The sequence below is a fragment of the Blastopirellula marina genome (assembly GCF_002967715.1).
GTDB lineage: Bacteria > Planctomycetota > Planctomycetia > Pirellulales > Pirellulaceae > Bremerella > Bremerella marina_B.
The window spans coordinates 147,513-170,585 of record NZ_PUIA01000017.1 but is presented as its reverse complement, the minus strand read 5'-3'; the positions used below and the strand labels follow the sequence as shown (position 1 = coordinate 170,585).

Below are 23,073 nucleotides of genomic sequence, written 5' to 3'. Positions count from 1 at the left end.
GATTTCACACAACCAGCAAGGGCCCGCGAGGGAAACTTGTTTTAACAAAAATTTAGGTACTCGACCCCCATTAAAGGGTGTCCGAATGGGGAAAAAAGAATAGACTCAAGAGAATTAGTTCGACCTTGGGGCGTGACCAGGGCACTTGCTTTTTTCAATCCTCTAGCCCCGCTCTTTAACAATATGTGCCTATTGGCAATCCAATACCGAAGCGTTCCTGAGGCCCCGATTCTCGTCGCGGCTAATCGGGAAGAATTTTATGATCGTCCCACGTTGGCTCCCTCGATTCAATCCGGGAAGCCTCGAGCATTGTGCGGAATTGATCAGCAAGCTGGGGGAACCTGGCTGGGCGTCAATCAGCACGGACTCGTCGTTGGCTGCACCAATCGCCGCAAGATGAAGCGTCCCGCGGTGCCTCGTTCGCGAGGACTTTTGTGCCGTGAATTGCTCAGGGCCAGCAGTGCTCAGGCTGCCGTAGAAGTGGCGATGGAAGGCTTGATGTCCGAGCAGTACGACGGTGTCAACTTCGTCATGGCCGACGCCGACAGTGGCTGGGTCGTGCATGGTGGTGATGACGTCAATGCTCAGCGTCTGGAAGACGGCCTGAACCTGATCGGTGGTCACGACCTGAACGATTCGCGCGACGAACGCGTTCAGCTGGCTCATCGCTTGATGACCCTGCAGACGCTCGATTCGGCTGTGAAGTTCCTCGCTGTTTCCAGCAAGGTCTTCGCTCGCCCACCAGCAGCTCAAGGTCGTCCTGGCATGGTCATCGAAGGTAAGGAATGGGGTACGGTCAGCAGCACGCTGATCTCGCTGGGCAAAAAGCCCCGCGATGCCATCTTCCAATACACCGAAGGTGCACCAACCAAGGTTGGCTATGAAGATTACTCGCCACTGCTGCGAGATATCCTCAGCCGTGGACTCCGCGAATCGCGAGCTTCCCGAGCTGAAGCCTAGTCGGCGGCGAGAAACCAATAACACTCGAAAGAGCACATTGCATGCGTGATGTGCTCTTTTTTTATGGATGGAAGCTTAGTAACTCTGGCAGACATATCCAGCATGGACATCCGCAACTGGCGCCCGACGGCGTCGATCGACAATCTGAAACGTCGTCACGAGATCACCCAGGCGGTGCGGGGCTTCTTTCTGGCCCAGGGGTTCTGGGAAGTCGAAACGCCGCTCCTGTCGCGGGACTCGGTCGTCGATACGCACCTCGATCCCGTGCCGGTGGCTTTGTCTTGGGATCCGGCTAGGCCGAACGATGGGGAGCGGTACTATCTGCAGACATCGCCAGAGTTTGCCATGAAGCGGCTGGTAGCTGCCGGGGCGGATGCCATTTTTCAAATCACCAAGGCGTTTCGCCTAGCCGAGGCTGGCTCGCAGCACAACGTCGAGTTCACGCTAATCGAGTGGTACCGGGTTTGCGACGACCAGGCAGCCGGGATGCAGCTGCTATCCAACTTGGCAGAAGCCACGCTCAAGCGAGGTCCTGCTTTACAGGTCAGTTACTCCCAGCTCTTTCAATCCCACTTAGGCATCGACCCACTAACGGTAACAAGCCAGCAGCTGCGAGATATAGCCCAGCAGTACGCGGTGAGCGTGCCGGAGTCATTCGCCGAGGAGGATGTCGACGGCCTCTTGGAACTGCTGCTTTCCGAGTTGATCCAGCCGAAGCTTGGTTTCGATCGACCAGCGATCCTGTTTCACTACCCAGCTTCGCAAGCCGCACTGGCTCGACTTGATGAAGTCGATCCACGGGTAGCGTGTCGTTTCGAGTTATTCGTCGATGGGATGGAGCTTGCCAACGGCTACGATGAGTTGCTCGACGCCGAGATTCTGGTCCAACGAAATCGAACCAACAACGCGGCGAGAGAAGCCCTGGGCAAGCCGCCGCTGCCGGAGGAGAGCCAACTGATCGAGGCAATGCGAGCAGGGCTGCCGGCCTGCAGCGGATGTGCACTGGGACTCGACCGCTTGGTGATGGCCGCCATCGGGGCAAATTCGATCGACGAAGTGATTCCGTTTCCCACACGCCAGGCTTGAATCGTGCCCCTCTCGCTCTCGCTGCGAGGGAGAAATGAATGACTAATGCACAACGAGCGGCAATGGCAGGAAGTCGGCCGTGCGGGGCATGAAGTAGGGGATTTGCACTTGGCTGATTTCCCCGGCGACCGCTGCAGCGGAGGTGTCGGTAATGTCCCCCTTGTCCAATCCTTGTAGGAAGCCGCTGGCGCTTGTCGAGGAGAACGTATGGGACCAGAGGGGGTCATCCGAACCTTTGAGCAGCAGTTCCAGTTTTAGTTGCCCGTATTGATGCTCGGTGGAGGCTGGTTCCGCGTTGAAGCGGAAGTAGGCATCCTGGTCAGGGGCGTAAAGCATCTTGTCCACTTTCAGGCGAGACACAATGGCATCGCCGATCGTTGCCCGGGCTTTGTCGATCGATTCGCTGCGTTGGCCACGCATGTAAACGTAAAGGGAAAGCTTCACGCCAGGGCCAATAATCGCGTTCTCGACCGTGTTCATCGCTTCCAAGGAACGCTCGACTTCTTCCCAGGGAAGCCCGATCATGGTGAGCGACTCGGCTTCTTCCCCGAAGCGTCCCAGCAGGAAGTACTTGTCCAGCACGGCGATCTCGTCAGTGTCGTTGCGCGAGCGTTTAAACTGCACCGTGATCTTCTTCGTTTCGCGATCGATGACGTTGCCGTCGATGACCCACCCCTTATGATCAGGCAGCCACGACAAGCAGTAAGCGTTCAGGCGGCCGTAAGGGATATTCAATGGAATGTCGTGCGTGATCTGCCCTTGACCGTTCCATACCACCAGTCGCTGCTTGTTGAGGCTGCTGTAACTGCTATAGATCGCGGCCATCTCCTGGCCATCCGGCGAGAACTCGAGGTCTTTGACGTCGCGGGCACCCAGCGTCCAGGTGCTGCGGCTGGTTGGATCGCGCAAGGGAGCAGCCAGGTTGCCAGCGTAACGGCCATCGGCCAGGGTCATGACCGAGACCTTGTCTCCTTCGCATAAAGCCAGGTATTTACCATCAGGTGAAACGGTGAGCTGGCCTTCTTCGATCCGGTCGGTTCTTACGAAGACGTCGCGCGTCTTTTTGTCTTGTTCCAGGTCCCAGATCGTCAGCGTCTCGCCGGTGTTGGGGGCCGCCAGCAGGTAGCGGTTGTACATGATCTTCATCACCGGGTAGATGCTGCTCGACTTGCCGGGGATGGTGGCGACGATCTCGCCGGTGACCAAGTTCCAGACATTGATGTCTTTGCCCCGATCGAACGTGCCCCCCTCGAACGCCGCGAAATACTTGCCGTTGGCGCTTAAACAGCGATAGTCGCCAATCTCCCAGCCATCTTGGATCGTCTGGACGACCTTCTTCGACTTGATGTGCCAGGCCTGACGATCGACCATCACCACCGGGCAGCCAGGGGGCCCCACAGTGATTTTCGCTTTTTGATCAGCAGGAATGTTGATGTCCGAGGCTAGCATCCACGGAGAATCGCTGATCTGGGCAACTACCAGGCGGGCAGGAAGCAGCAAAACAACGATGGCAATCGCAAGTGTTCGAATCATTCGAGACATGGGAAGGTTATGAAGGAAAGCGGGCAGAAGCGAGTCGATATTTTTGATTATGCACAGCCACCTGGGGGAGGGGAATGCGAAAATCGTGAGGGACAAGACTTTCACCAAGGTTTGATCCGTCTCCCCTGGAATGTTCGACGATTTAGCCAGGAAATCGTTCATGTTTTTCTGAAAGTGAAAATTGCTCACGGGCTGATTTCGGGTAAGTTACAACAAATCAAGCGTTGTGATGGAAAGAGTTTATGTCGAATCGACTAATTGCAAACACTCGCCATAAGTAAGGACGGATCGATGAGCGAAAAGGCCGGGCTCTTTCTCAAAAAGGCCAATGATGATTTGGTTTCTCACTGCAAGTGCGAACCGTTCTGGATCTCGGCACCGGCGCAGATGGATTGTCCGTGGTGTGGCTGCGGTTGGCTATTCGCCTGCCCGAAATGTCGTCGCGCCTACACCTTTGCGGTGGCTGCAGCTTGCGACCTGACCTGGGAGGAACTGGCTCATCTCGATCTGGATACACGCTATAGCGAGCCACCCAGCGATGAGGATGTCGATCTCTGGATCGAGTACATGAAACAGATGACTGAAGACCTGGAAGAAGGTCAGCAGTACGTTTATCTGGATGGATGGGCGATACCCGTCGATGCCGAGGAATTCGACCTGGAAGGGGTTTACGCGGATCACCAATTAGAATGCGTTCCCCAGGCAGCCGCGCTACATGAGCCCTCGATTATCGAGGAAGTTCTGGCCAATGAAGATTACTGGCACGAGCGGCACGTTGAATACGACGACGAAGACGAAGAGTAGACTCGCCTGCCGATTCACAATCAATCTTCCATCAGCACGTCGACTTCTTTCTCTGCGACCTCGGCCGCCGGCTTCGTGGCATGACCAGATCCGAATTTCCAACCGGGATCGATCAAGGTCCATCCCAACGCGTAGAAGCCGAACCAGAGCGGGTAAAGGAGCATCCACATGAAAAATACCATCGTCCATACAGGGATCAAGACATCGCCGGCCTCTGGCGGAGACCGGTCGATGTAATGAAAGAGCAGGTGAATGCTCAACGAGGAAGGGATGCCCATCAAGCAGGCTGTCAGGCCGACGACCAGCCCTTCTCGCTTGGTGTGGCTCCAAGCGGAAGCACATTGTGCCGTCAGGGCAAACCCGATGATGATCAGGGCAGCAATGATGACGAGGACGGACGGGCCACTCTCCGAATCGAGAGAGATGTTGAGAGCGACTAGGCAGACCGCGGTAATTGCTGTGACAATCATCAAGCCGAAGATGGTGAATCGCTGCCGGGGGCTCGACTCACGGCGAAAAGCCGAAATGACCATCCGCCCGGCAAAGGTGAATCCCGCCGAGATCATCGCCAGAACACTAAAGTATGTGACTCCTTCCAGCATGCTGGAGTTGTAGTTGGCCAAAGTGATCAGCTGTATCGCCAAGCTAACCAGCAGCCATCGCACCCACCACCGGGCGTTGCCACAAGCCAGATAGAAGCCAGCAAACGCGGTCAGGCTGTAGCTAAGAAACATGGTGATCTCGATGATTCGGCTTCTCCAGCCGAACAGGAAATACAAGATCGCCAGTGCCCAGGCAACCAGCGAGATGACACCTAGTGTCCGTAAACGCTTACTCGATGGCGATTGTCTGGTTGAGGCAACGTCTGCTGCCGGGCAGTTCGGTTCTTCGATCGCGATGTCGGATTCAGTTTCCATCACCATATTCGCCCATCAGTACGTCGACGTCCGTTTCGGTCTTGGCAGGTCGAACAGCGAGTTCGTGGCGAGGCTTGAGTTTCCAACTGGGATTGATCAGCGAGCCTCCCATGCCATAGAAGACGAACACTAATGGATACAGCGTAACCCAGGTCGTGAGGACCATCAGCCAGCATGGCACGAGCACTCTCGACATCGGCGGCATACGATCTTGAGACAGGAAGATTACCCCGTAAATGGCAAACGGCATGATGAACGCCAGCGACAAGGCGCTTCCACCAAAAGCAATAGCCTGACGCCGGGTTGTCGTCCACAGCAGCGCGCACTGTACGATCAGCGACAGTCCGAAAAACGCCATCATGATCACCATCGATGCCCCGCGAGCCGGCTCTTGAAATTCAGCGAGGTTGCTCATCCCCATCGCGCACACGGCGACAATGGCCGTCACGATCATCAGACCGAATATCGTGAAACGCTGCGTCGGATTCGACTCGCCGCGGATGACGGCCACGATCATGCGGACCAGGTAAGTGAAGCCGGCGGAGATCATGATCAGTACACCAAACATGATAAAGGCGACCGGGTCTAGTAGTTCGAGCATGGTCAGCGAGAAGGCCAGAACTGCGGCAAAAGCGGTCAGCCAGCGAACCCACCACTTGGCCCAGCCGCACGCCAGGTAGAAGCCTACGATGCCTGCCTGGCCGAAGCGAATGAAGACGCCTGTTTCGCCGGGGCTACGCCAGGCAAACAGCACGACGATCTCCAGCAGCAACATGGCAAACAGAACCAAGGCTGCCGGAACCAACCACTTGGTCGCTTCCAGGTCGTATGGATCGGTGGAAGCAGATTCGTCCGCATAAGCTGCGGTCGAGGTAAATGCTTCGTCGTGATCAGCTACCATTCGGTTCGGCTTTGGCGAATCTTAAGAAAAGGGTAAGCAGCAACTTACCCCCACCGTAACAGGTGGCCGGAGCGAAGGCTATGATACGGAAGAGTTTCTTGGTGGGAGCATATCAAACGTTGTAGATCTTCAGGACGAAAGGGGTAGCACACCAGTGCAAACCCCTTGTTGTTTCGCCACCATTTATGCGTACTAGTCGCACAGCCTACAGGCGGGAAGAGATGTCCGCTATTAAGGCACCCCGAAAGAGGCTTTTAGCCATGAATAACACTGTTCGGGCAAAAGGGATCAATGGTACAGGTACCCCTTGGAATTTACTCAGATTATTAACGTCCATAATAATCTTTGGGCCTATCCGCGGAATCCATGGCTTCCTTCTTAAGTTCGCATTCTAGGGAGCAAGATCCAATTCGACAACGTTCTTGCCAGGTTGAATGGTAACTTGGAGGTCGCTGGTCGCCGGGTTGCTGTATTTCGCCGGGATAAGGCTTTTGCCCACGACCATACGACTAGCCCCTCCGGGAGCATTTTGCCCATCAGGGGATGCTTGCTGAACGCTCGCTCCGCCGTCATCGTATGAGTTCACGGCGACTCTAGCTTCTCCTGTTGGGGCACCATCCCCACTCTTGAATGTAGAAACATCTACAATTTGTCCGTTCTCGATTGTCCCGAATGCCGATCGCGTTCCAGAGACCTCGAAAACGATGGTTCCTTTATCGAGCGGCTTCCCTTGGTACGTCACCGTGCCGGTGACTTGAGCGAGGGAGGGGCCGCTATCGCATCCCAGCATAGCAACCGCAATGCCTAAGGCGAGTGTGGTAAATACTCGACTTGGTCGCGGAACTGGCCAGCCACTGGTACGGAGTAACTCGACTGAAAAGCTCATGAAACACTTCCTGCCAATGATGGAAAATGAATGACAAAGCTGAGGACGGATTCCGTTTTAAGGAAGTTGGGGAACTTCGCCCCCGGCTTTGGACGCTCCGGCACGATAGGCGGCACCGTCAATGGTTTCCGGCAGGAAGGTCACCGAACCGTCACACAATAGGAAGTTCGCCCCGCCTGGGTGGAAGCTGCGGAACGCGATGTTCTCTCTCCAGTGGGTAACCGTTGGTCCCAGAGTCCCATTCATGAAATCTCGATTGCGATGGTTGATCGGATAGGCCGTGCTCGAGAAACAGGCCGAACCCCAGTTCTGCCAGTGGCTCCACGCACCAATACACTCCCCAAGCAAATAGGTATGACTCAGACCGTCAGTGATATCCGAAAATTTCGCCGAGTAGTCTCGCGTGCCAATCACGCCACGAACAATTTCTTCTGAGTTACCTGCCCCGGTGTGGGTGACACCCACGCCAGCGACGCCGGTGCCGTTGGGGTAATCGCCGATGCTCGCGGCATAGTCGCACTGCGAGATCTCCCAGCTGGCGCTGAAGTGGTCTTCAACGGCGGCCTCGCCCCCTTGGGAGTTGGAAGGGCAAAGAAACTGTTCGTGCACCATGCGAATGAACTTGTAGTTACACACAACCGATGAATCGTCCATCATCGCGTTGTTCCATCCACTGGGGCGATCGTACGAGGGCTTCTGGAACTCAATTTGATCGTAAATGGCCGTTTGTTCCATGAAAGCCAGAATTCGAGGAGCCCAACCCCATTCTCGTCGCGGTTTGCCGAGTGATTCTATCTCAGAATTGCCCGGAGGAAGCTTTTGGAACGTGTCGTGATAATTGTGCATTGCCAGCCCAAGCTGCTTCATCTGGTTGGTGCACTGCATCCGCCGAGCGGCCTCGCGTGCCTGCTGGACAGCCGGAAGAAGTAGGGCGATCAAGACACCAATAATTGCAATCACAACAAGAAGTTCGACGAGCGTGAAACCACGCAATTGGTACGAGAACCTGGACATAAGCGCGTTCCTATCGAAAGAAAGAAATAGTGATAAGGGGTTGGTCTGGTGAATCGCAGATTTAATGATGGAAACTGCCCACGAGACCCCCTCTAATTCCGATAGCCTTGCCATCTGTAAGGGCTGGTTGTCTATCGTGGTTTGCCCGATATGACATATGACTAAGTCATTAAATGCCGCGGATTACCGTGAAATTTTGCGAGATATCTTTTTGGTGGCCATGATTGTGCCCGAATTGCGATCTATGAACAAGCCTTATTTTGGAGGAAGTGTGATTAAAAGTAGGGATTTCGGTTGCACTTTCGCGAGAGTCCATGGTGTTGAAAAAAGAAAAGACAACGCCCTAGAAAGTTGTCCTTCCAGGGCGTTGTCTTCTGAAGTGATCGCTCGAGAATATGGCTTTCCCTGCTAGGAAGAGGGTGCCTGAGAGTTTACTTCACGACCATATGACTGACCGATTCCCAGCGGCCGGAGCGTTCGCTACGGAAGACGGCTTCGATGACTTCCATGTTGGCCACGGCGTCGGAGATTGGCGTCGGGACTTCGGTGTCTTCCAGGATGGCCTGCGACATGAGGTCCCCCTGGACCGTGTACTGATCGGCGATCGGTAGTTCGATCTCGGTGATCTCTTCCCCTTGTTGATGCCACAAGATGCATGGCTTGTCTGGGGGGGCATTGAAGGGGATTTGAATCTCGACGCGGCCTTCGGTGCCGAAGATGTTGACCCGCTGGTATGGGGCGATCTTCGTGCCGCAGGTAAACGTGCTCATCAGGCCGCCGAAGTCGATCATCACCGACGAGACGACGTCGGTCTTGAATTCTTCGTCACGCGTGACCGAAGCGATGACCTTTTCCGGTTCCCCTTCGAGGATGAACCGCGACAGGGAGATCGGGTAGCAGCCGATATCCATAATGCCGCCGCCACCCCATTCCGGATTGTTGCGGATATCGGTCGGATTGTTGTTGTAGTACGAGAAGAAGCACTGAATGGTCACCGGCGTGCCGATGCCTCCTTCGCGTACGATCTGCCGGGCTTTTTGCCACTGTGGATGGTGGCGGTACATGAACGCTTCCATCACCTTCAAGTTGGGGTGCTGGTAGGCGATGTCGGCCAGGTGCCGGGCTTCTTCCACGCTCAGGCCAATCGGCTTTTCGCACAGCACGTGCTTGCCAGCCTGCATCGCTTTGATGGCCCACGGCACATGCATGTGATTGGGGAGCGGGATGTAGACCGCGTCGATATCAGGGTCTTCCAATAGGGCTTCGTACGAACCGTAAGCCTTGGGGATATTGAGCTGACTGGCGGCTGCCTGAGCGTTTTCCAAAGAGCGCGAGGCGATCCCGGTCACTTCGCAGTATTGCCCTTTCTGCATCCCAGGGATGACTTTGACCGTACCGATCTTTGCGGTGCTAAGCACACCCCAACGAACTTTACTCATCGGGCCTGTTCCTATTTCGTTCTTCATGATGTGGGGAGATTAGATTTCGCGTTGGCAGGTGAAATCCAGTGTAACGGTCCGTTCGTAATTCACCCAGCGATATTGAAATTTTGCGATAAAAATAGTAGGAACCACCCGGTAAATAGGCAATAGTTGAGATTTATGACGTCAGCTATTGAGTTTTATTCCAATAGATCTTCACGTTGTGCGTTTGCCGTCCAACCGCAACGACATCCGCCTTACCGTCCCCGTTCAGGTCCCCGACGGCTAAATCTTCGATGGCAACCGCCCCAGGGTCAATGACCGTCCGCTTGAATTGGGATCCCTTAGCATCCTGAGGGTCGAAAATCCGTAGCCCACGGCGGGTACTGTTGGTTTGATCGTCCCGAACTCCGATGACCAGCTCTTCATCGGCGTCGTCGTCCAGGTTGGCACACCAGACGGCGTGCCCCCACTTTAGCTGATCGTCCAGAACGTGCCGCGTCCACAGGCTCCGTAGCGGCTGATCTTCCGGCTTGGTGTACACGACAATTTGGTTACCGTGCCAAGGTTCGATGGTGGCGATGTACCGATCTCCATTTGCCAAACGCCCCACTTTCACTTCGCTGGCACCCCGGCTGGGGCTCGATTCTTGGTCTCCGCTACCCAACTGCGACTTCTGCCAGGTACCGTCTTCCTGAAGCTCGTGCAAGAAGACTCCCTCGTAGCTGGCCGAGATGATATCGGTCTTGCCGTTGCCGGTGAAATCGATCGGCAGGAAGTTATGCATCACGTGTAGAGAGTTATCGATCATGTGCAGCGGCCACTCGTCGGTGGTTGGATTCTTAGGTATCTCTAGTGCGATCAGCCGCACGCCACTTTCGGCGAAGTGAGGGCCGGTGGTACCAGGGCCGAACAGAGGGCCAATGATCAGCTCAGGCTTCTCGTCGCCGATGACGTTGGCAAAGCGGATGCGATGCGTGCTGTGCTCGTTGCGGATGGGATAGACGTTCCAGTGATCACCCTTGGCGTCTGCCGAGGTGATCCACTGGATGGTGCCACGCTGCGTCTTGCCGCCACCCCAGCCGGCCGCCACGGCGAAGTCGAGCTGGCCGTCGCCGTTGATATCAGCCGGCGCGAAGGCCACGTTGTCAGCGTTGGTCTGGCCAGGGCCCAGGATTTCGTGCTCGGTCCAACTGGGGTTTTCCAGCCAGACGATCCGCTCTTGGTCGACGATGCAGATGTCGAGCTTGTCGTCCCCGTTCATATCGAGCAAACGGACGGCGTATCCCACGCCAAGCTTCGTTTTCAGCTCTTCCGGCTCAAACGAAAGCCCATCGGCCAGAAGGGGGCAGGGGAGTAGCAGCAGGATCGTCAGCAGGGCGGGCAGCATTCGCATGGGGAGCACCTTCAAGGGAAAGAGGGAAGATGCTCTCGATTATCAGCGAAATAGCACGCCGAAACAAACAGGCGTTACGCCAAAAGCTTTTCTACCCGCGAGACCAACTGCAGCGTCAGGCCCCAGGGATCGCGGAGGAAGCAGACCAGGTCGCCGTTGGGCTGAGTGTTGATAGGCCCTTCTTCCTTGGCCCCGGCTTCGATCAGCCGCGTACGATCCTGCTCGATGTCTTCACTGGCAAATGCCAAGTGAAAATGAGCCGGCGGTACCAGGGACTGATCTGGCACATCGAACTGATCGTTGAAGTAAAGCTCGATCAGCATCTGCCCCCCGTCATCAGCCAGAAAGTGGGCATACGGCGGCTTGTTGCTTCCCCGCTGAATGGTCATCCCCAAGTGAACGACATACCAGCGAGCAACAGCGATCGGGTCGGCAACCTGGAGTGCGAAGTGTTCGATTTTCATGGGGGAGTGGCTCAGGGTCTATCAATGAGTTCAGAATCGGGTCCGTGCTTCGAGCTGCTGTCGCACGTCTTGTGGGTAATGGCCCAGTTTTTCGCGATAGGTCTGCAGGACCTGGTTTGCGCGAGGGTGTTCCCAATAAAGATACCAGCCGATAGGCACCGTCGCGAAGAGCCCCGCCATGACGATTCCGGCAATGTAGCTAATAAACTCCTCGTGCTTAACGTCGGCGAACGTGAAGATCGGTTGTCCATTCTGTGAGAGTTCGACGATCACTTTGTCATCGATCAGTGCCGTGACGAAGTCCCCTTGTTGGAGGTTTTTCTCTTTGGCTTTTTGACGCAGATCGACGTCGCCAGGCAGGTAGAGAGAGACCTCTTGCTTGTTATAGATGGCGACGAGCATGCGATCTCCGTGTTCGAAACGGAGGACCTGGAGTTCCGCTTCTACCAGCCCTTGTCGCGAAGGTTCCGGCAAAGGGGTAAATAGCGAGAAAGCAATATTGGCGAGGCATGCCAGGGAGAAGAGAAGAAATAAGGGGAGCACACCTCGATGGATGGCTTTCTGCTGCTCTTCCCAGGAAGCTTGCATGAACACGATCTCGCGACATCGCTGGCACAGTTCTTGAAAGTGCTTGTCTGGAAAACGCTCGAGCGTGCGCTGACGCTGACGATATTTGATCACGCGATGACAGATTTCGCAGTAATACTGCTCGTCTTCCGGAATTCTTTTGCGGCGGCGGTGGCCGGTAAAGAAATAAAGGAGCGTGGCGATACCCAGGAGGGTGAACGTTGCACCATAATATGCGGAACTCGAAATGAGTTGGCGTTCCAAGAGCCCTGAGGCAATGGTGATGATCGCGATGGCCATCCCACAAACAAGAAACCAGTGGATGATAGAGATCAGCGGCGCGCGATCAATCCAGCTATCGCTCGTATCAGTTTTGCGTGGTTTTCGCTTGGGTTTTGGGGACATTGCTTCGTTGTTCGATGAGTGCCGAGTTCAACTTGCTGGCTCATGTGATAACGGCTCCAATCCGACGAAGCAATAAAAAAAGCGTCGCTGCTCAGTTAAGCAGCGACGCTCTTCGTGTTTTAGATTCTGCCTGCGGAATTAACGCCGCGCCGCTTCGTGCTTCAGCGGCAGCCAGGCACCATCTTGCTGGCTGCTGGCAACGCACTGTTGGATGAAGTACATCCCTTCGACGCCGTCGTGGATGTTCGGGTAAACGGTGTCCTTCTTCTCGAAGTCCTTACCCAGAGCACGCAGGGCCATGGCATCGAATGCGGCGCGGTAGATGTTCGCGAACGCTTCGAAGAACCCTTCGGGATGACCACCGGGGATGCGGCAAGCGGCATCGCCCATCGGGGTCATGAATGGGGCACCGGGGTTGCGAGTGTAGATCTTGTGAGGTTCGCCGTTCTGGCGGAAGATCATTTCGTTCGGGTTTTCCTGACGCCACTGGATGGCGGCCTTGGTGCCGTCGATTTCGATCGCCAGGTCGTTCTCACGGCCGTGGCTGATCTGCGAGGCGGTCAGCGTGCAGAGGGCACCGTTTTCGTAACGAATCACCGTGGTACCGTAGTCGTCCAGGGTGCGGCCGTTGACGAAGGTGGCCAGGTTCGTGCTGACCTTATCGGGCAGCAGGCCGGTCATGTAGCGGCCGAGGTTGTAGGCGTGGGTACCGATGTCGCCGTAGGCACCGGCCGCACCACTCTTGGCTGGGTCGCTACGCCAGGCAGCTTGCTTTTGATCGGTGTCTTCCAGCTTTTCTCGCAGCCAGCCTTGGATGTACTGCACGCGAATGGCGTTGATCTCGCCCAGATCACCACGCAGGATCATCTCGCGAGCCTGGCGAATGAGCGGATAGCCGGTGTAGTTGTGCGTGACCGCGAAGACGGCACCTGACTTCTGCACGACTTCGTACAGTTCTTCGGCTTCGGCCAGGGTCAGCGTCATGGGCTTGTCGCACATGACATTGAAGCCAGCTTCCAGAGCGGCCTTAGCCACGGGGAAGTGCATGTGGTTGGGGGTGGCGACCGAAACGAAGTCGATCCGCTTGTCCTCTGGTAGGGCGTTTTCCTTATCCAGCATCTCTTGGTAGCTGGTGTAGGCGCGCTCTTCCGGGATGTCGTAATCGGCAGCAGAAGCTTTGGCTCGTTCGGGGTTCGAGCTGAGTGCTCCGGCGACCAGTGTGGCGCGGTTATCGAGGACGGCTGCGGTGGCATGGACACGTCCGATGAACGAGCCGGAACCGCCACCGACCAAAGCCATTCGCAATTTACGATTCAGATCACCGTTGGTAGCCATGGGGCGAATCTCCTCAGAGAATTAAGACAGGCAAAGCTTGGGGATTGTTTCAACAGGGAACGCTTGTTTTAGCACACCTAGGGGGGCGTGTCAGTCAGGCGTATATCCTCGCTCACTTTCGAAGGCGTCTCGAACTTGGGGGGCATGGATGAGTAACACTCCCCAAATCGCTAACCCAAGTGGGATAATCAAAAGAGTTGCGGGGTTGGAACAAGGGATTAGAGCCAAAACCATGCCAGTGCGTGCCGTGGAGTAATTCCTGAGCGTTCGGGCCTCATTCAAGGCAATGATCGTCAGGATTTGAAGAACAAATACCGTAATCATGCCTGCGAGAGATCCCACTTGTTCGGGATTACCCATGCCGATATCGTCCAACGCGATGACATTAGCGCCGATGCTCAGCAGGCTAGGTATCAGCATGATTAATGAGAGGAGCATCAAGATCGTAGCCAAAAGTGAAACGGTCGATGCTTGGCTGGGTATGGACTTATGCTTATTTGGGGCAGGTTGCTTTGGCAGCACGGCCGTTGCTGGAGCAGAAGCTGGCAGGTCAGGCTGGTCGGCAAAGGGGTTGATCGAAGGCTGTTGGGTTGGTTGATCCCAGCGCGACTCGGTCTTGCCGACAATGCCCAGCGGGTCATCATCCACCAGCGGAGCAAATTCGGACTCCTTAGGCACCTCTGTCATTGTCGACAGCTTGGGGCTGCCACTGAAGGGGATTTGGACGATCGAATAGCAGTTCGGACAGCGCGTCTTTTTGCCTTCCGAGCCGTCGGGAACGCAGATAGACCGCCGACAGGTTTCGCAGTGAAAGCTGATCGGCATCGCGGGGCTTTCTCAAATAGGTAAGGGCTTAGCTAGGGCAGGCGAAACGCGGCTTTGACGGAATCATCGTTCATCATCACGATACCCCAGATGCCAAAAAACATCCCGATAAAACAGCCGCAACCTCCGCCGAAGGGGGTCAACGCCAGAATAAAGCCTGTCATTACTAACGCATAGTTGCGGACGTAAAACGCACGTATCATGGCCACGATGCACAATAGGCTCAAGAGAAATGGCAGGCCAAACATGATGAATAGCGCAATGCTGGCCCCAACGATCTCAGGCGTGTCTTTGAGCTCGCCGCCGTCTTGAATCTCGACAATCGTAGCGATGGCCCACACGGCCAGCAAAAGCAGTCCCATGCCGTTGCATAACAAAACGCCAATCGCAGGCCCCATGAGCTTCGAACGGGCTTCGGCACGCGAGGCTGGCCGCTGGGCATAAGAAGATGAATGGGCAGGGGACGAATAAGGGTTGCTCGACGGAGGACCGAACGGATCGGGGGCATCGCCGAAGGGATTACTGGATGCTGGGGCAGGCGTCGACTCGGGAGTCAGGTCGTCCCAGAGCGATTCCTGCTTGGGGGGCTGCTGGGCTGGAGGAGGGGTTGCCGGTGTCGGCGACGATCCAAATGTGTTCTTATCGGGAATGACCTGTACCTGTTGGCACTTGGGGCACTTGGTCTTTTTGCCTTCAGTGCCATCAGGCACGCGAACCGTTTGGTGGCAATTCGAGCAGGGAAAGTCGATCGACATGATTAGGCACCTGATCGGTCTAGGGTAATTTCAACGTGGTATGCAGATGTGCCGATGACTGGCTAGGAATTGAATTGACGCTGGACGCTATTGTCGGACAGAACCATCATTCCCCAGATACTAATAGGAAGGGAAAGCGGAAACAAACACGAGCACGGAAGTAAGGTGATAATGAAGCCGGCCCAGGCCAGGCCGTAGCTCTTGAGGTCGCGGGCCTGCATCAGCCCGAAACTGGCAAACCCCAACAGGCCAATCGCGAAGCCAAAGCCGATCGCATACATGGCCAATTGGATCACCACATCCGTGCCGCGGGCCCCCTCGCCGATGATACCGATCGCCGAGATGACCAACGTCACCAGGTTCGAGGCGATCCCCAGTCCTGCTAGAATCAGGCAGATGAGAGCCGGCGTTTGAATCTTCTCCATGGCCTCCATATGCTCGGAACTGACCTTCACCGCATCTTCGCCATAGGTGGGGGCGTAGGGGTTTTCGGCTTCGTTAGAATCAAAGTCACTGAAAGAGCTTTTCGCCGGTTTGGTAGGCTCGGGCTTGGTTGGTTGAAAGGCGTCTCGCACGCTTGGACGACGCGGCGGTTCCACTTCTGCCGGAGAGTCCTTGAGTTGCAATTCGTCCGATTCGGATGGCACCGGCTGAATCGCACTGCACTTGGGGCACTTGGTTCGCTTCCCTTCGGCTCCGTCCGGGACGCGAATTCTATGTTTGCAAACGGCGCAATCGAAGTCGATCGGCATCGTGGATGACTTTCTCAACGCAGAAGGACGTAACGAAAAGGTTGGCCGGAAAGGGCCGGTCCTTAGTCTATTCCAAATCGAGTCCCTGCTCTAGCTTACGACGCGACTTTTACCCATCGTGGTGGGCAGTTCGGGGCATTCGCGATAGAGTAAGCAATAGCCGACCCTGTAAAGCAGTAACAATCAGTCAAGCAGACACGGATGGATAACCTGTCAATCGAGGACGTTCTGGGCCCCCAGGGGTTGATCGCTCGTCGATTAAAGCAATACGAAGAACGCCCCGAGCAAATGGCCATGGCCCAGGCCGTGGGCAAGGCCCTGGCCAAAAGCCGCCACCTGGTGGTCGAGGCCGGCACCGGCGTCGGCAAGAGCTTTGCCTACCTGGTGCCGTCGATCCTGTGGGCTTGTGGGCAGCAGGGGAGCGGCGAAAAGTCTCGCCGGGTGGTGATCTCGACCCACACGATCAGCTTGCAGGAGCAGTTACTGGAAAAGGATATCCCGCTGATCAACGCGGCGATTCCTTTAGAGTTCACGGCCGTGCTAGCCAAAGGACGCGGCAACTACGTGAGCCTCCGCCGGCTGGGGGCCGCTTCACTGCGAAGTGCCAGCTTGTTTGACAAAGACGAAGAGACCGCTCAGCTTCGCACGCTGAAAGATTGGTCGAAGAAGACAGGCGACGGCTCGCTGAGCGACTTGGACTTTCGCCCGGCGATTCGGGTCTGGGACGAAATCGCCAGCGACAGCGGCAACTGCCTGGGACGCAAGTGCCCGACGTACGACGACTGCTTCTATTACCGGGCTCGCCGCCGGATGCAGAACGCCCAGCTGCTGATCGTGAACCACGCGTTGTTCTTCAGCGATCTGGCCCTGCGGAGAGGGGGCGTCAGTTTGTTGCCGTCATACGATGCGGTAATCTTCGATGAAGCCCACACGCTGGAAGGTGTCGCCGGCGATCACCTGGGGATGTCGGTCACGTCGACACAGATCGACTTCGCCCTGAACAAGCTGTTCAACGAACGCACCCAGAAAGGTCTGCTGGTTCACCACGAGTGCACCGATGCGATGAACCAAGTGGTTCATACCCGCTATCGTGCACAGCAGTTTTTCAATGAACTGGATAGCTGGCTGGAAGAAAACCCTGGTGGCAACGGCCGCGTAACGGTGCCTGAGCTGATCCCCAACGTCCTATCGCCAGCACTGGCTAAGCTGGCCCAGATGGTGAAATCGGAAGGGGATCGTTTTGAAGAGGAAGGAACCCGGCAAGACTTTCATTCGCTGTCGGACCGGATCTTCTTGATGGGGGACTCGATCGAAGCATGGCGCATGCAGAAGATGGATCATACCGTCTACTGGGTCGAGAGCAGCCAGCAGCGAGGTCCTTACCGCCGCGTGAAGCTATTTGCGACGCCCATCGAAGTAGGGCCAGTGCTGCGGGAAGAGCTGTTTCAAAAGGTGGATAGCGTCATCCTGACCAGCGCGACGCTGTCGTCTTCACCAGATCAAGGCTTCGATTTCTTTAAAGAACGCATCGGTATTACGCGGAACGACGAGGTCACCTCGGGCAGTCCGTTCGATTACAAGAAGAACGTCAAGCTGGTGCTGGTTAAAGGAATGCCAGACCCGAGCAACCGACGCGACTACGACCAGGCCCTGGCCGACATGGTGAAGCGGTACGTCGAGCAAACCCAGGGGCACGCGTTCGTGCTGTTCACCAGCTACGACATGTTGCGTAATTGTGCCTCGCGCGTGAGCCGCTGGATGAGCCGGAACGGGTACACCCTTTTCAGCCAGTCCGACGGCATGCCTCGCGGGCAGATGGTGCAGAAGTTCAAAGAGACGCCAGGCTCCGTACTGTTCGGGACTGATAGCTTTTGGCAGGGGGTCGACGTGCCTGGGGACGCCCTGCAAAACGTGATCATCACCAAGCTGCCGTTTAGCGTGCCGGATCATCCGCTGCTGCAGGCTCGGCTGAATCAAATCAAAGAACGTGGCGGCCAGCCGTTCTCGGAGTACCAACTGCCCGAGGCGATCATCAAGCTGCGGCAAGGATTCGGCCGATTGATTCGCGGGCACTCGGATAAGGGGATCGTGGTTATTCTTGACCCAAGAGTGCAGACGAAGGGATATGGCCGGGCCTTTTTGAAGGCGCTGCCCGAGTGTCACCTGGTGGAAGATAGCTTCGCCCAGGCAGGCTCGGCGGGGCCGACTTGGGATGACTCTATCTAAGTCTCAGGCTTCAGATTCCCGCCAGCCAAACCGTAATGTAGTAGACCGGAAGCGATGCCATCAATCCAGTGAGCGTGATTGCCAAAGCGGGAGTTCTAATCGACCATTTCTTTCGCTTGACAAACGGGTCGCTCAGGAGATTGATCGTAACCAGCAGTCCCGCGAGCGAGAGAAAGCTCAAGCAGTTCGCGAAAACTCCGGCCATACCCAAGGCAAATGCCGCCGCATTCGAGAGCCCTGCGTCGGTTACACGGCTACCGGTCGTGTCATACACAACGATGCTCATACCAAGCATCGTGATGAACCACATCGCTTCCCAATCGGGGCCAAACCCGTTTCGACGACACAAGGGCTTGAATGTCATGACTGCTTGTTCTCTAGCCACAAGGCAATTCTGAAGAAAACCATCACAACGGTTGCAAACGCTATCCAGAACAGGGCGACCGGGACCAAACCCAGCAGAATGGATAGCCACCAGCTAAAACCAAGATCCTGCAATCTCTTTACCGTGGGAAGGAGTAGCCCAAGGGAAAGTCCTAAGACAGCGATGGTTACGAGGAATTCGCTGTCGGCGAATCCGGAAGTAGGTTGACGGGGTTGGATCATGGTAACTCGTGCAAAGAGGAGCCTCTCAATTCGATCTTCGGCTTCCTATCGGTTGAGGTCAACGATTTGGCCTGATCCAAACGGAGATGTTAAAAGCTAGCCGAAAACCATTCCACACTCAGGTGGGGTTAGTTGACCCTGACTCCTGTCCCGCTTACAGTAGATTTGCCTTTCTACGGACCCTTTTCTGGGTTCGGTTTAGTTTATGCAACCCTTTCTGAAAGCTGCGGTTAGCATCGATGTTGGCCAGCCGTGTCATTCCGTGTTTGGACGTCAACCAAGGGCGTGTCGTTAAAGGAACGAACTTCGTTCAGCTGCGCGACGCTGGTGACCCGGTTGAAGTTGCTGCGCGCTACGAGCGTGAGGGAGCCGACGAGTTGGTGTTTTTGGACATCACGGCCAGCCACGAAGAACGCGACATCATCCTGGATGTGGTGCGTCGGACGGCCGAAGAGGTGTTCATGCCGCTAACGGTTGGGGGTGGCATCCGAACGATGGAAGATATTCGCTCGCTACTGAATGCTGGGGCCGATAAGGTCTCGATCAATTCAGCGGCTTGCAAAGATCCGGAGTTCGTCCGCCAAGCGGCCAAGCGATTTGGCAGCCAGTGCATTGTGGTGAACATCGACCCCAAACGTGTGCAGAAAGATGGCCAGGAAGTGTGGGAAGTCCACATTAACGGTGGCCGCAAGCCCACCGGCTTAGAGGCAGTCAGCTGGGCGAAGAAGGTCGAAGAACTGGGTGCCGGCGAGATCGTGCTGACGAGTATGGATCGGGACGGAACTAAAGATGGCTACGATCTGGAAGTCACCCGAGCGGTCAGCGAGGCGGTAACGATCCCAGTGGTGGCCAGCGGTGGGGCGGGGCACCCCGAGCATTTGGCCGATGCCATCCTCGAAGGCAAAGCCGATGCTGCGCTGGCAGCGAGCATTTTTCACTTCGGCCAGTTTACAATTCATGAGACAAAAGAATTGATGCGCGACCGGGGAATTTGTGTGAGGCTTTGATTTCACGCCCGCCGCGAATCAAAATGAGGGGCTTGTCCTCGAACTTTTCAGGAACTGAGGTAGAAGAGTCATGGCAGAGATCGATAAAGCGATAGCTGAGAAGTTTCTCTCAGGGGACAAAGAGTACGAAGTCGACAAGATCTTCCGCGCCCTGGTGAAGCTGGAAGGTTCTGACTTGCACATGAAGGTGGGCCGTCCGCCGATCGTCCGTGTCAATGGTACGCTGAAGACCCTCAACCGTGGGCCGATTGACGCGGAAGAAATGCTGCGGCTCTTGTGGCCGCTGCTGGATGAACGCAATACGCGAATCTTCAAAGAAAATGGCGGTGCCGACTTTGCCCACGTGGTGGACGTCGATGGCGAGAAGTGGCGATTCCGTGTGAACATGTTCACCCAACTGGGCAACGTCGGGCTGGTTGCTCGTCGTATTAACAACTGGATTCCCAACTTTGAAGGGCTGAATATTCCCCCAGTGATGGAAGAACTGTGTAAGTTCGACCAGGGAATGGTTCTGCTGGCCGGGGTGACGGGTTCCGGTAAATCAACGACGATCGCGTCGATGCTCAACTGGATCAACCGGCACTACTCCAAGCACATTTTGACGCTGGAAGACCCGATCGAATTTGTCTACACCGAAGACAAGTGCCTGATCAATCAGCGCGAGATCGGACAGGATGTGAAGGACTTCGAGATTGCCATGGCGCATGCCGTGCGTGAAGACCCCGACATCATCCTGATTGGTGAAATGCGTGATCAGGAAACGTTCCTCACGGCTATTCACGCGGCGGAAACGGGTCACTTGGTGTTCGGAACGATCCACGCCTCGAGTGCCTCCAGCACGATTGGTCGTATTCTCGACTTGTTCCCCGAAGAAATGCATGGCTCGATTCGTAGTGCCATCGCGTTCAATATGAAGGGGATCGTTGCGCAGAAACTTCTCAAGTCGATCAAGCCGGGCGTGGGCCGTGTGCCGACGGTCGAGATCATGACGATGAATCCAACCGTCCAGAAGTTGATTCTGGAAGGGAAGGATAGCAAGCTACCCGATGCGATTCGTATCGGTAAAGACGACGGTATGCAAGACTTCACGATGAGCCTCAAGTCGTTGATCGATAAAGAACTGATCGATCGCGAAACCGCTTTCGCCGTAGCACCAAACGTCGAAGCGCTGAAGATGGCACTCAAAGGCATCAATGTGGCACAACCTGGGATGGTTTAATGCGAAGAATCGCTTTTTTGATTTTGGCCCTTTTGTTTGTTGGCCTGGCTACTGCTTCGCTGGGATTCGAGTCTCCGTTGCTCGCTCAAGATGAAGGAGCGGCTGCACCGGTTCCGGCCGCTGCGCCGGCGGCTCCCGCTGCAACTCCCGCGGTGGCAACGAATCCCACAGATGAGGGTTTTTTCGTTAACCCGTTTCTGCTGTTGCTGGTCATCTTCTTGTTTTGCGCGTGGGTCTACTCGACCGACTGGATCGGACAAGACTGCCCCGAGCGGAAGCTGCCGCAGGGAACATGGGTGACGATGAATGTCTTTGCCTTCGGCCTGACGTACTGGCTGTTTTGCGCTGCGATTCCTTATTTTGCCGGGTTCCTGCTGGCAATTCTGGCATGGGCCATTCCCCTGGGGATGTACATCAAGACGCGCAATAACCTGTTGGATCCGCACGAACGCGTGATGACGAAAGATCATATCCGCTACGTGATGGGAACATGGTCAGGCGGTAAGGTCAAACGGGAACTGAAAGAGGCCTGGGACCAGGGTCCTGCTATTCAGATCGCGGCAATGGGTGGCGACCCGGCCAAGAACACCGAGAACCTGTACACGGCTCGTAAGATGCCGGATGCCTACGTCTGGGTGAAAGAGCTGATCTACGAAATGATCGCGCGTCGTGCGTCCAAAGTGATGATGGACTACACCAAGGAAACCGTCGCGATGCGGTACCTGATCGATGGGGTGTGGCTTGCCGGGGAAAACCGCGATCGAGAATCGAGCGACCAGATGCTGGCGGTCTTGAAGGTAATCTGTAACTTGAACCCCAACGAGCGGCGCGCGCGTCAATCGGGCGAGTTCGAGATTAAGTACGATGTCAAAAAGAAGGTGCTGTGCTCGCTGAACTCGCAAGGGACACAAACCGGCGAACGAGCGATTCTCGCTGTTCCTGCTGTGACCGCCAAACTAGAGACGTTTGAAGATCTGGGGATGCGGGAAGGTATGATTCAGGAGGTCAAGGGACTGATGGGAGCCCCGAACGGCCTGTTCGTCTTTACTGCCCGCCCTGAAGGAGGCTTTACCACTTTGTGGCACACCGGCTTGTCTTCGACCGACCGCCTGATGCGTGACTTCGCGGGGATCGAGTTGAAGAACAGTCGCGAGCCGGAAGTTATGAACATCGCTCTGAAGTATTACGATCCCGACGCAGGTGAAGCGCCCGAAGCTGTGTTGACGTCGGTGATCCGCAATCAGCCGGATGCGTTGTTCGTTCGTCGTATCGACAGTCCGGAAGTATTCGGCATATTGCTGGATCAAGCGAACTCGAAACGCATGTGCTTCACGACGGTAAATGCGAAGGACGATTGTGCCGAGGCAGTCTTGCGGCTTCTTTCGCTGAAAGTTCCCGCTGACGAATACGCAAGTGCACTCAACGGCGTGTTGTATACACGCCTGTGTCGCAGGTTGTGTAAGGGATGCCGCGAAGAATTTCAGCCTAGCGCGGCCCTGCTCAAGCGGTTGGGAATCCCGCCGAGCAAGGTGGACAAACTCTATAAGACACCGACGCCTCCGGGACCGGATGATCCGAAGAAACCACCATGCGAGCATTGTGGCGGCATTGGCTACTACGGAAGAGTCGGCATATTTGAATTGATGAAGGTCGACGATGGCATTCGTCGCGCTATAACGAAAACGCCCAAGCTGGAAGCGATTCGAGCTGCTTCCAAGCAAGCCGGCAACAAGACGCTTCAAGAGGAAGCGATTCGGCTGGTGGCGACCGGGGTGACTTCGATCGAAGAAATCAGTCGTGTGCTTAAAGAGTAGTTTGCCGCTCTCACTTGTTTCGATTTATTGCTGTTTGATTGCCTTCATTGTTGTTACTCGTATCCAGGACTTTTGACTGTGTACTTTTTTGTCTTTACTGTCGTCCTGTTGTTGGCACTGTTCGCGGTATTTTGGAACCAATGTTTCTGGACCAATTTCCTTAATTGCCAG

At 55.7% G+C, this 23,073-nt stretch carries 22 protein-coding genes; 8 read left to right on the top strand and 14 right to left on the bottom strand.

Translation table 11 applies throughout. From position 1 onward, the window contains the following. Positions 1 to 183 precede the first annotated feature (183 nt). Both C5Y96_RS06660 and epmA read left to right on the top strand, forming a co-directional pair. A complete protein-coding gene (locus tag C5Y96_RS06660; RefSeq protein WP_105351202.1) occupies positions 184 to 960 on the top strand; it encodes an NRDE family protein in 777 nt (258 codons plus the stop codon). Positions 961 to 1,062: 102 nt separating this feature from the next. Continuing rightward, a complete protein-coding gene (epmA, locus tag C5Y96_RS06655) occupies positions 1,063 to 2,046 on the top strand; it encodes an EF-P lysine aminoacylase EpmA (RefSeq protein ID WP_105351200.1) in 984 nt (327 codons plus the stop codon). 42 nt (positions 2,047 to 2,088) lie between these two features. On the opposite strand, the gene C5Y96_RS06650 is transcribed toward epmA, so the two are convergent. Continuing rightward, the gene (locus tag C5Y96_RS06650) at positions 2,089 to 3,579 is read right to left on the bottom strand and encodes a WD40 repeat domain-containing protein (protein ID WP_105351198.1); all 1,491 of its coding nucleotides are present in this window, start codon (positions 3,577 to 3,579) and stop codon (positions 2,089 to 2,091) included. An 18-nt stretch (positions 3,580 to 3,597) separates the two neighbouring features. On the opposite strand from C5Y96_RS06650, the gene C5Y96_RS27270 reads away from it, so the two are divergent. Together C5Y96_RS27270 and C5Y96_RS06640 are read left to right on the top strand one after the other, a co-directional pair. Further along, complete coding sequence (locus tag C5Y96_RS27270) at positions 3,598 to 3,846, top strand: hypothetical protein (RefSeq protein WP_105351196.1); 249 nt, start codon at positions 3,598 to 3,600, stop codon at positions 3,844 to 3,846. Positions 3,847 to 3,879: 33 nt separating this feature from the next. Continuing rightward, positions 3,880 to 4,392: a hypothetical protein gene (locus C5Y96_RS06640; protein WP_105351194.1), complete on the top strand. Its 513-nt coding sequence runs from the start codon at positions 3,880 to 3,882 to the stop codon at positions 4,390 to 4,392. A gap of 20 nt (positions 4,393 to 4,412) precedes the next feature. Here the strand turns inward: C5Y96_RS06640 and C5Y96_RS06635 are convergent, their stop codons facing one another. The 12 genes from C5Y96_RS06635 to C5Y96_RS06580 all read right to left on the bottom strand — a co-directional run bounded on the left by C5Y96_RS06635 (position 4,413) and on the right by C5Y96_RS06580 (position 16,030). Next, entirely contained in the window at positions 4,413 to 5,309 is an 897-nt protein-coding gene (locus tag C5Y96_RS06635; protein WP_105351192.1) for a hypothetical protein, read from the bottom strand. After that, positions 5,299 to 6,210: a hypothetical protein gene (locus tag C5Y96_RS06630; protein WP_105351190.1), complete on the bottom strand. Its 912-nt coding sequence runs from the start codon at positions 6,208 to 6,210 to the stop codon at positions 5,299 to 5,301. Before C5Y96_RS06630 ends, C5Y96_RS06635 begins: the two co-directional genes overlap by 11 nt. A gap of 391 nt (positions 6,211 to 6,601) precedes the next feature. After that, on the bottom strand, positions 6,602 to 7,096 hold the full coding sequence (locus C5Y96_RS06625) for a hypothetical protein (RefSeq protein ID WP_105351188.1): 495 nt from the start codon (positions 7,094 to 7,096) through the stop codon (positions 6,602 to 6,604). A gap of 57 nt (positions 7,097 to 7,153) precedes the next feature. After that, positions 7,154 to 8,110: a DUF1559 domain-containing protein gene (locus C5Y96_RS06620; RefSeq protein WP_105351186.1), complete on the bottom strand. Its 957-nt coding sequence runs from the start codon at positions 8,108 to 8,110 to the stop codon at positions 7,154 to 7,156. Positions 8,111 to 8,541: 431 nt separating this feature from the next. Continuing rightward, positions 8,542 to 9,549: a Gfo/Idh/MocA family protein gene (locus C5Y96_RS06615; protein ID WP_105351184.1), complete on the bottom strand. Its 1,008-nt coding sequence runs from the start codon at positions 9,547 to 9,549 to the stop codon at positions 8,542 to 8,544. Positions 9,550 to 9,721: 172 nt separating this feature from the next. Beyond that, on the bottom strand, positions 9,722 to 10,927 hold the full coding sequence (locus tag C5Y96_RS06610; protein WP_105351182.1) for an FG-GAP repeat domain-containing protein: 1,206 nt from the start codon (positions 10,925 to 10,927) through the stop codon (positions 9,722 to 9,724). Between the two features lie 74 nt (positions 10,928 to 11,001). Continuing rightward, positions 11,002 to 11,391, bottom strand: a complete 390-nt coding sequence (locus tag C5Y96_RS06605; RefSeq protein ID WP_105351180.1) for a VOC family protein — start codon at positions 11,389 to 11,391, stop codon at positions 11,002 to 11,004. A gap of 30 nt (positions 11,392 to 11,421) precedes the next feature. Further along, a complete protein-coding gene (locus C5Y96_RS06600) occupies positions 11,422 to 12,363 on the bottom strand; it encodes a hypothetical protein (protein ID WP_105351178.1) in 942 nt (313 codons plus the stop codon). Between the two features lie 138 nt (positions 12,364 to 12,501). Further along, positions 12,502 to 13,698 carry a Gfo/Idh/MocA family protein gene (locus tag C5Y96_RS06595; RefSeq protein ID WP_199188642.1) on the bottom strand — a complete coding sequence of 399 codons (1,197 nt, stop codon included), beginning with the start codon at positions 13,696 to 13,698 and terminating at the stop codon, positions 12,502 to 12,504. Between the two features lie 90 nt (positions 13,699 to 13,788). Continuing rightward, positions 13,789 to 14,523, bottom strand: a complete 735-nt coding sequence (locus tag C5Y96_RS06590) for a hypothetical protein (protein ID WP_105351175.1) — start codon at positions 14,521 to 14,523, stop codon at positions 13,789 to 13,791. A gap of 32 nt (positions 14,524 to 14,555) precedes the next feature. Next, positions 14,556 to 15,278 carry a hypothetical protein gene (locus C5Y96_RS06585; protein WP_105351173.1) on the bottom strand — a complete coding sequence of 241 codons (723 nt, stop codon included), beginning with the start codon at positions 15,276 to 15,278 and terminating at the stop codon, positions 14,556 to 14,558. Between the two features lie 62 nt (positions 15,279 to 15,340). Next, the gene (locus tag C5Y96_RS06580) at positions 15,341 to 16,030 is read right to left on the bottom strand and encodes a hypothetical protein (protein ID WP_105351171.1); all 690 of its coding nucleotides are present in this window, start codon (positions 16,028 to 16,030) and stop codon (positions 15,341 to 15,343) included. 201 nt (positions 16,031 to 16,231) lie between these two features. Between C5Y96_RS06580 and C5Y96_RS06575 the strand changes: the two genes are divergently transcribed. After that, complete coding sequence (locus C5Y96_RS06575) at positions 16,232 to 18,256, top strand: ATP-dependent DNA helicase (RefSeq protein ID WP_233198842.1); 2,025 nt, start codon at positions 16,232 to 16,234, stop codon at positions 18,254 to 18,256. 10 nt (positions 18,257 to 18,266) lie between these two features. On the opposite strand, the gene C5Y96_RS06570 is transcribed toward C5Y96_RS06575, so the two are convergent. Further along, positions 18,267 to 18,620 (bottom strand): hypothetical protein, encoded by a 354-nt coding sequence (locus tag C5Y96_RS06570; RefSeq protein ID WP_105351169.1) that lies wholly within the window; start codon positions 18,618 to 18,620, stop codon positions 18,267 to 18,269. Between the two features lie 481 nt (positions 18,621 to 19,101). On the opposite strand from C5Y96_RS06570, the gene hisF reads away from it, so the two are divergent. The 3 genes from hisF to C5Y96_RS06550 all read left to right on the top strand — a co-directional run bounded on the left by hisF (position 19,102) and on the right by C5Y96_RS06550 (position 22,902). Continuing rightward, positions 19,102 to 19,869, top strand: coding sequence for an imidazole glycerol phosphate synthase subunit HisF (gene hisF, locus C5Y96_RS06560; protein ID WP_105351165.1), 768 nt, complete (start codon positions 19,102 to 19,104; stop codon positions 19,867 to 19,869). Between the two features lie 70 nt (positions 19,870 to 19,939). Beyond that, positions 19,940 to 21,088, top strand: coding sequence for a type IV pilus twitching motility protein PilT (locus C5Y96_RS06555; RefSeq protein WP_105351163.1), 1,149 nt, complete (start codon positions 19,940 to 19,942; stop codon positions 21,086 to 21,088). Next, positions 21,088 to 22,902 carry a GspE/PulE family protein gene (locus tag C5Y96_RS06550; RefSeq protein WP_105351160.1) on the top strand — a complete coding sequence of 605 codons (1,815 nt, stop codon included), beginning with the start codon at positions 21,088 to 21,090 and terminating at the stop codon, positions 22,900 to 22,902. Before C5Y96_RS06555 ends, C5Y96_RS06550 begins: the two co-directional genes overlap by 1 nt. Positions 22,903 to 23,073 lie beyond the last annotated feature (171 nt).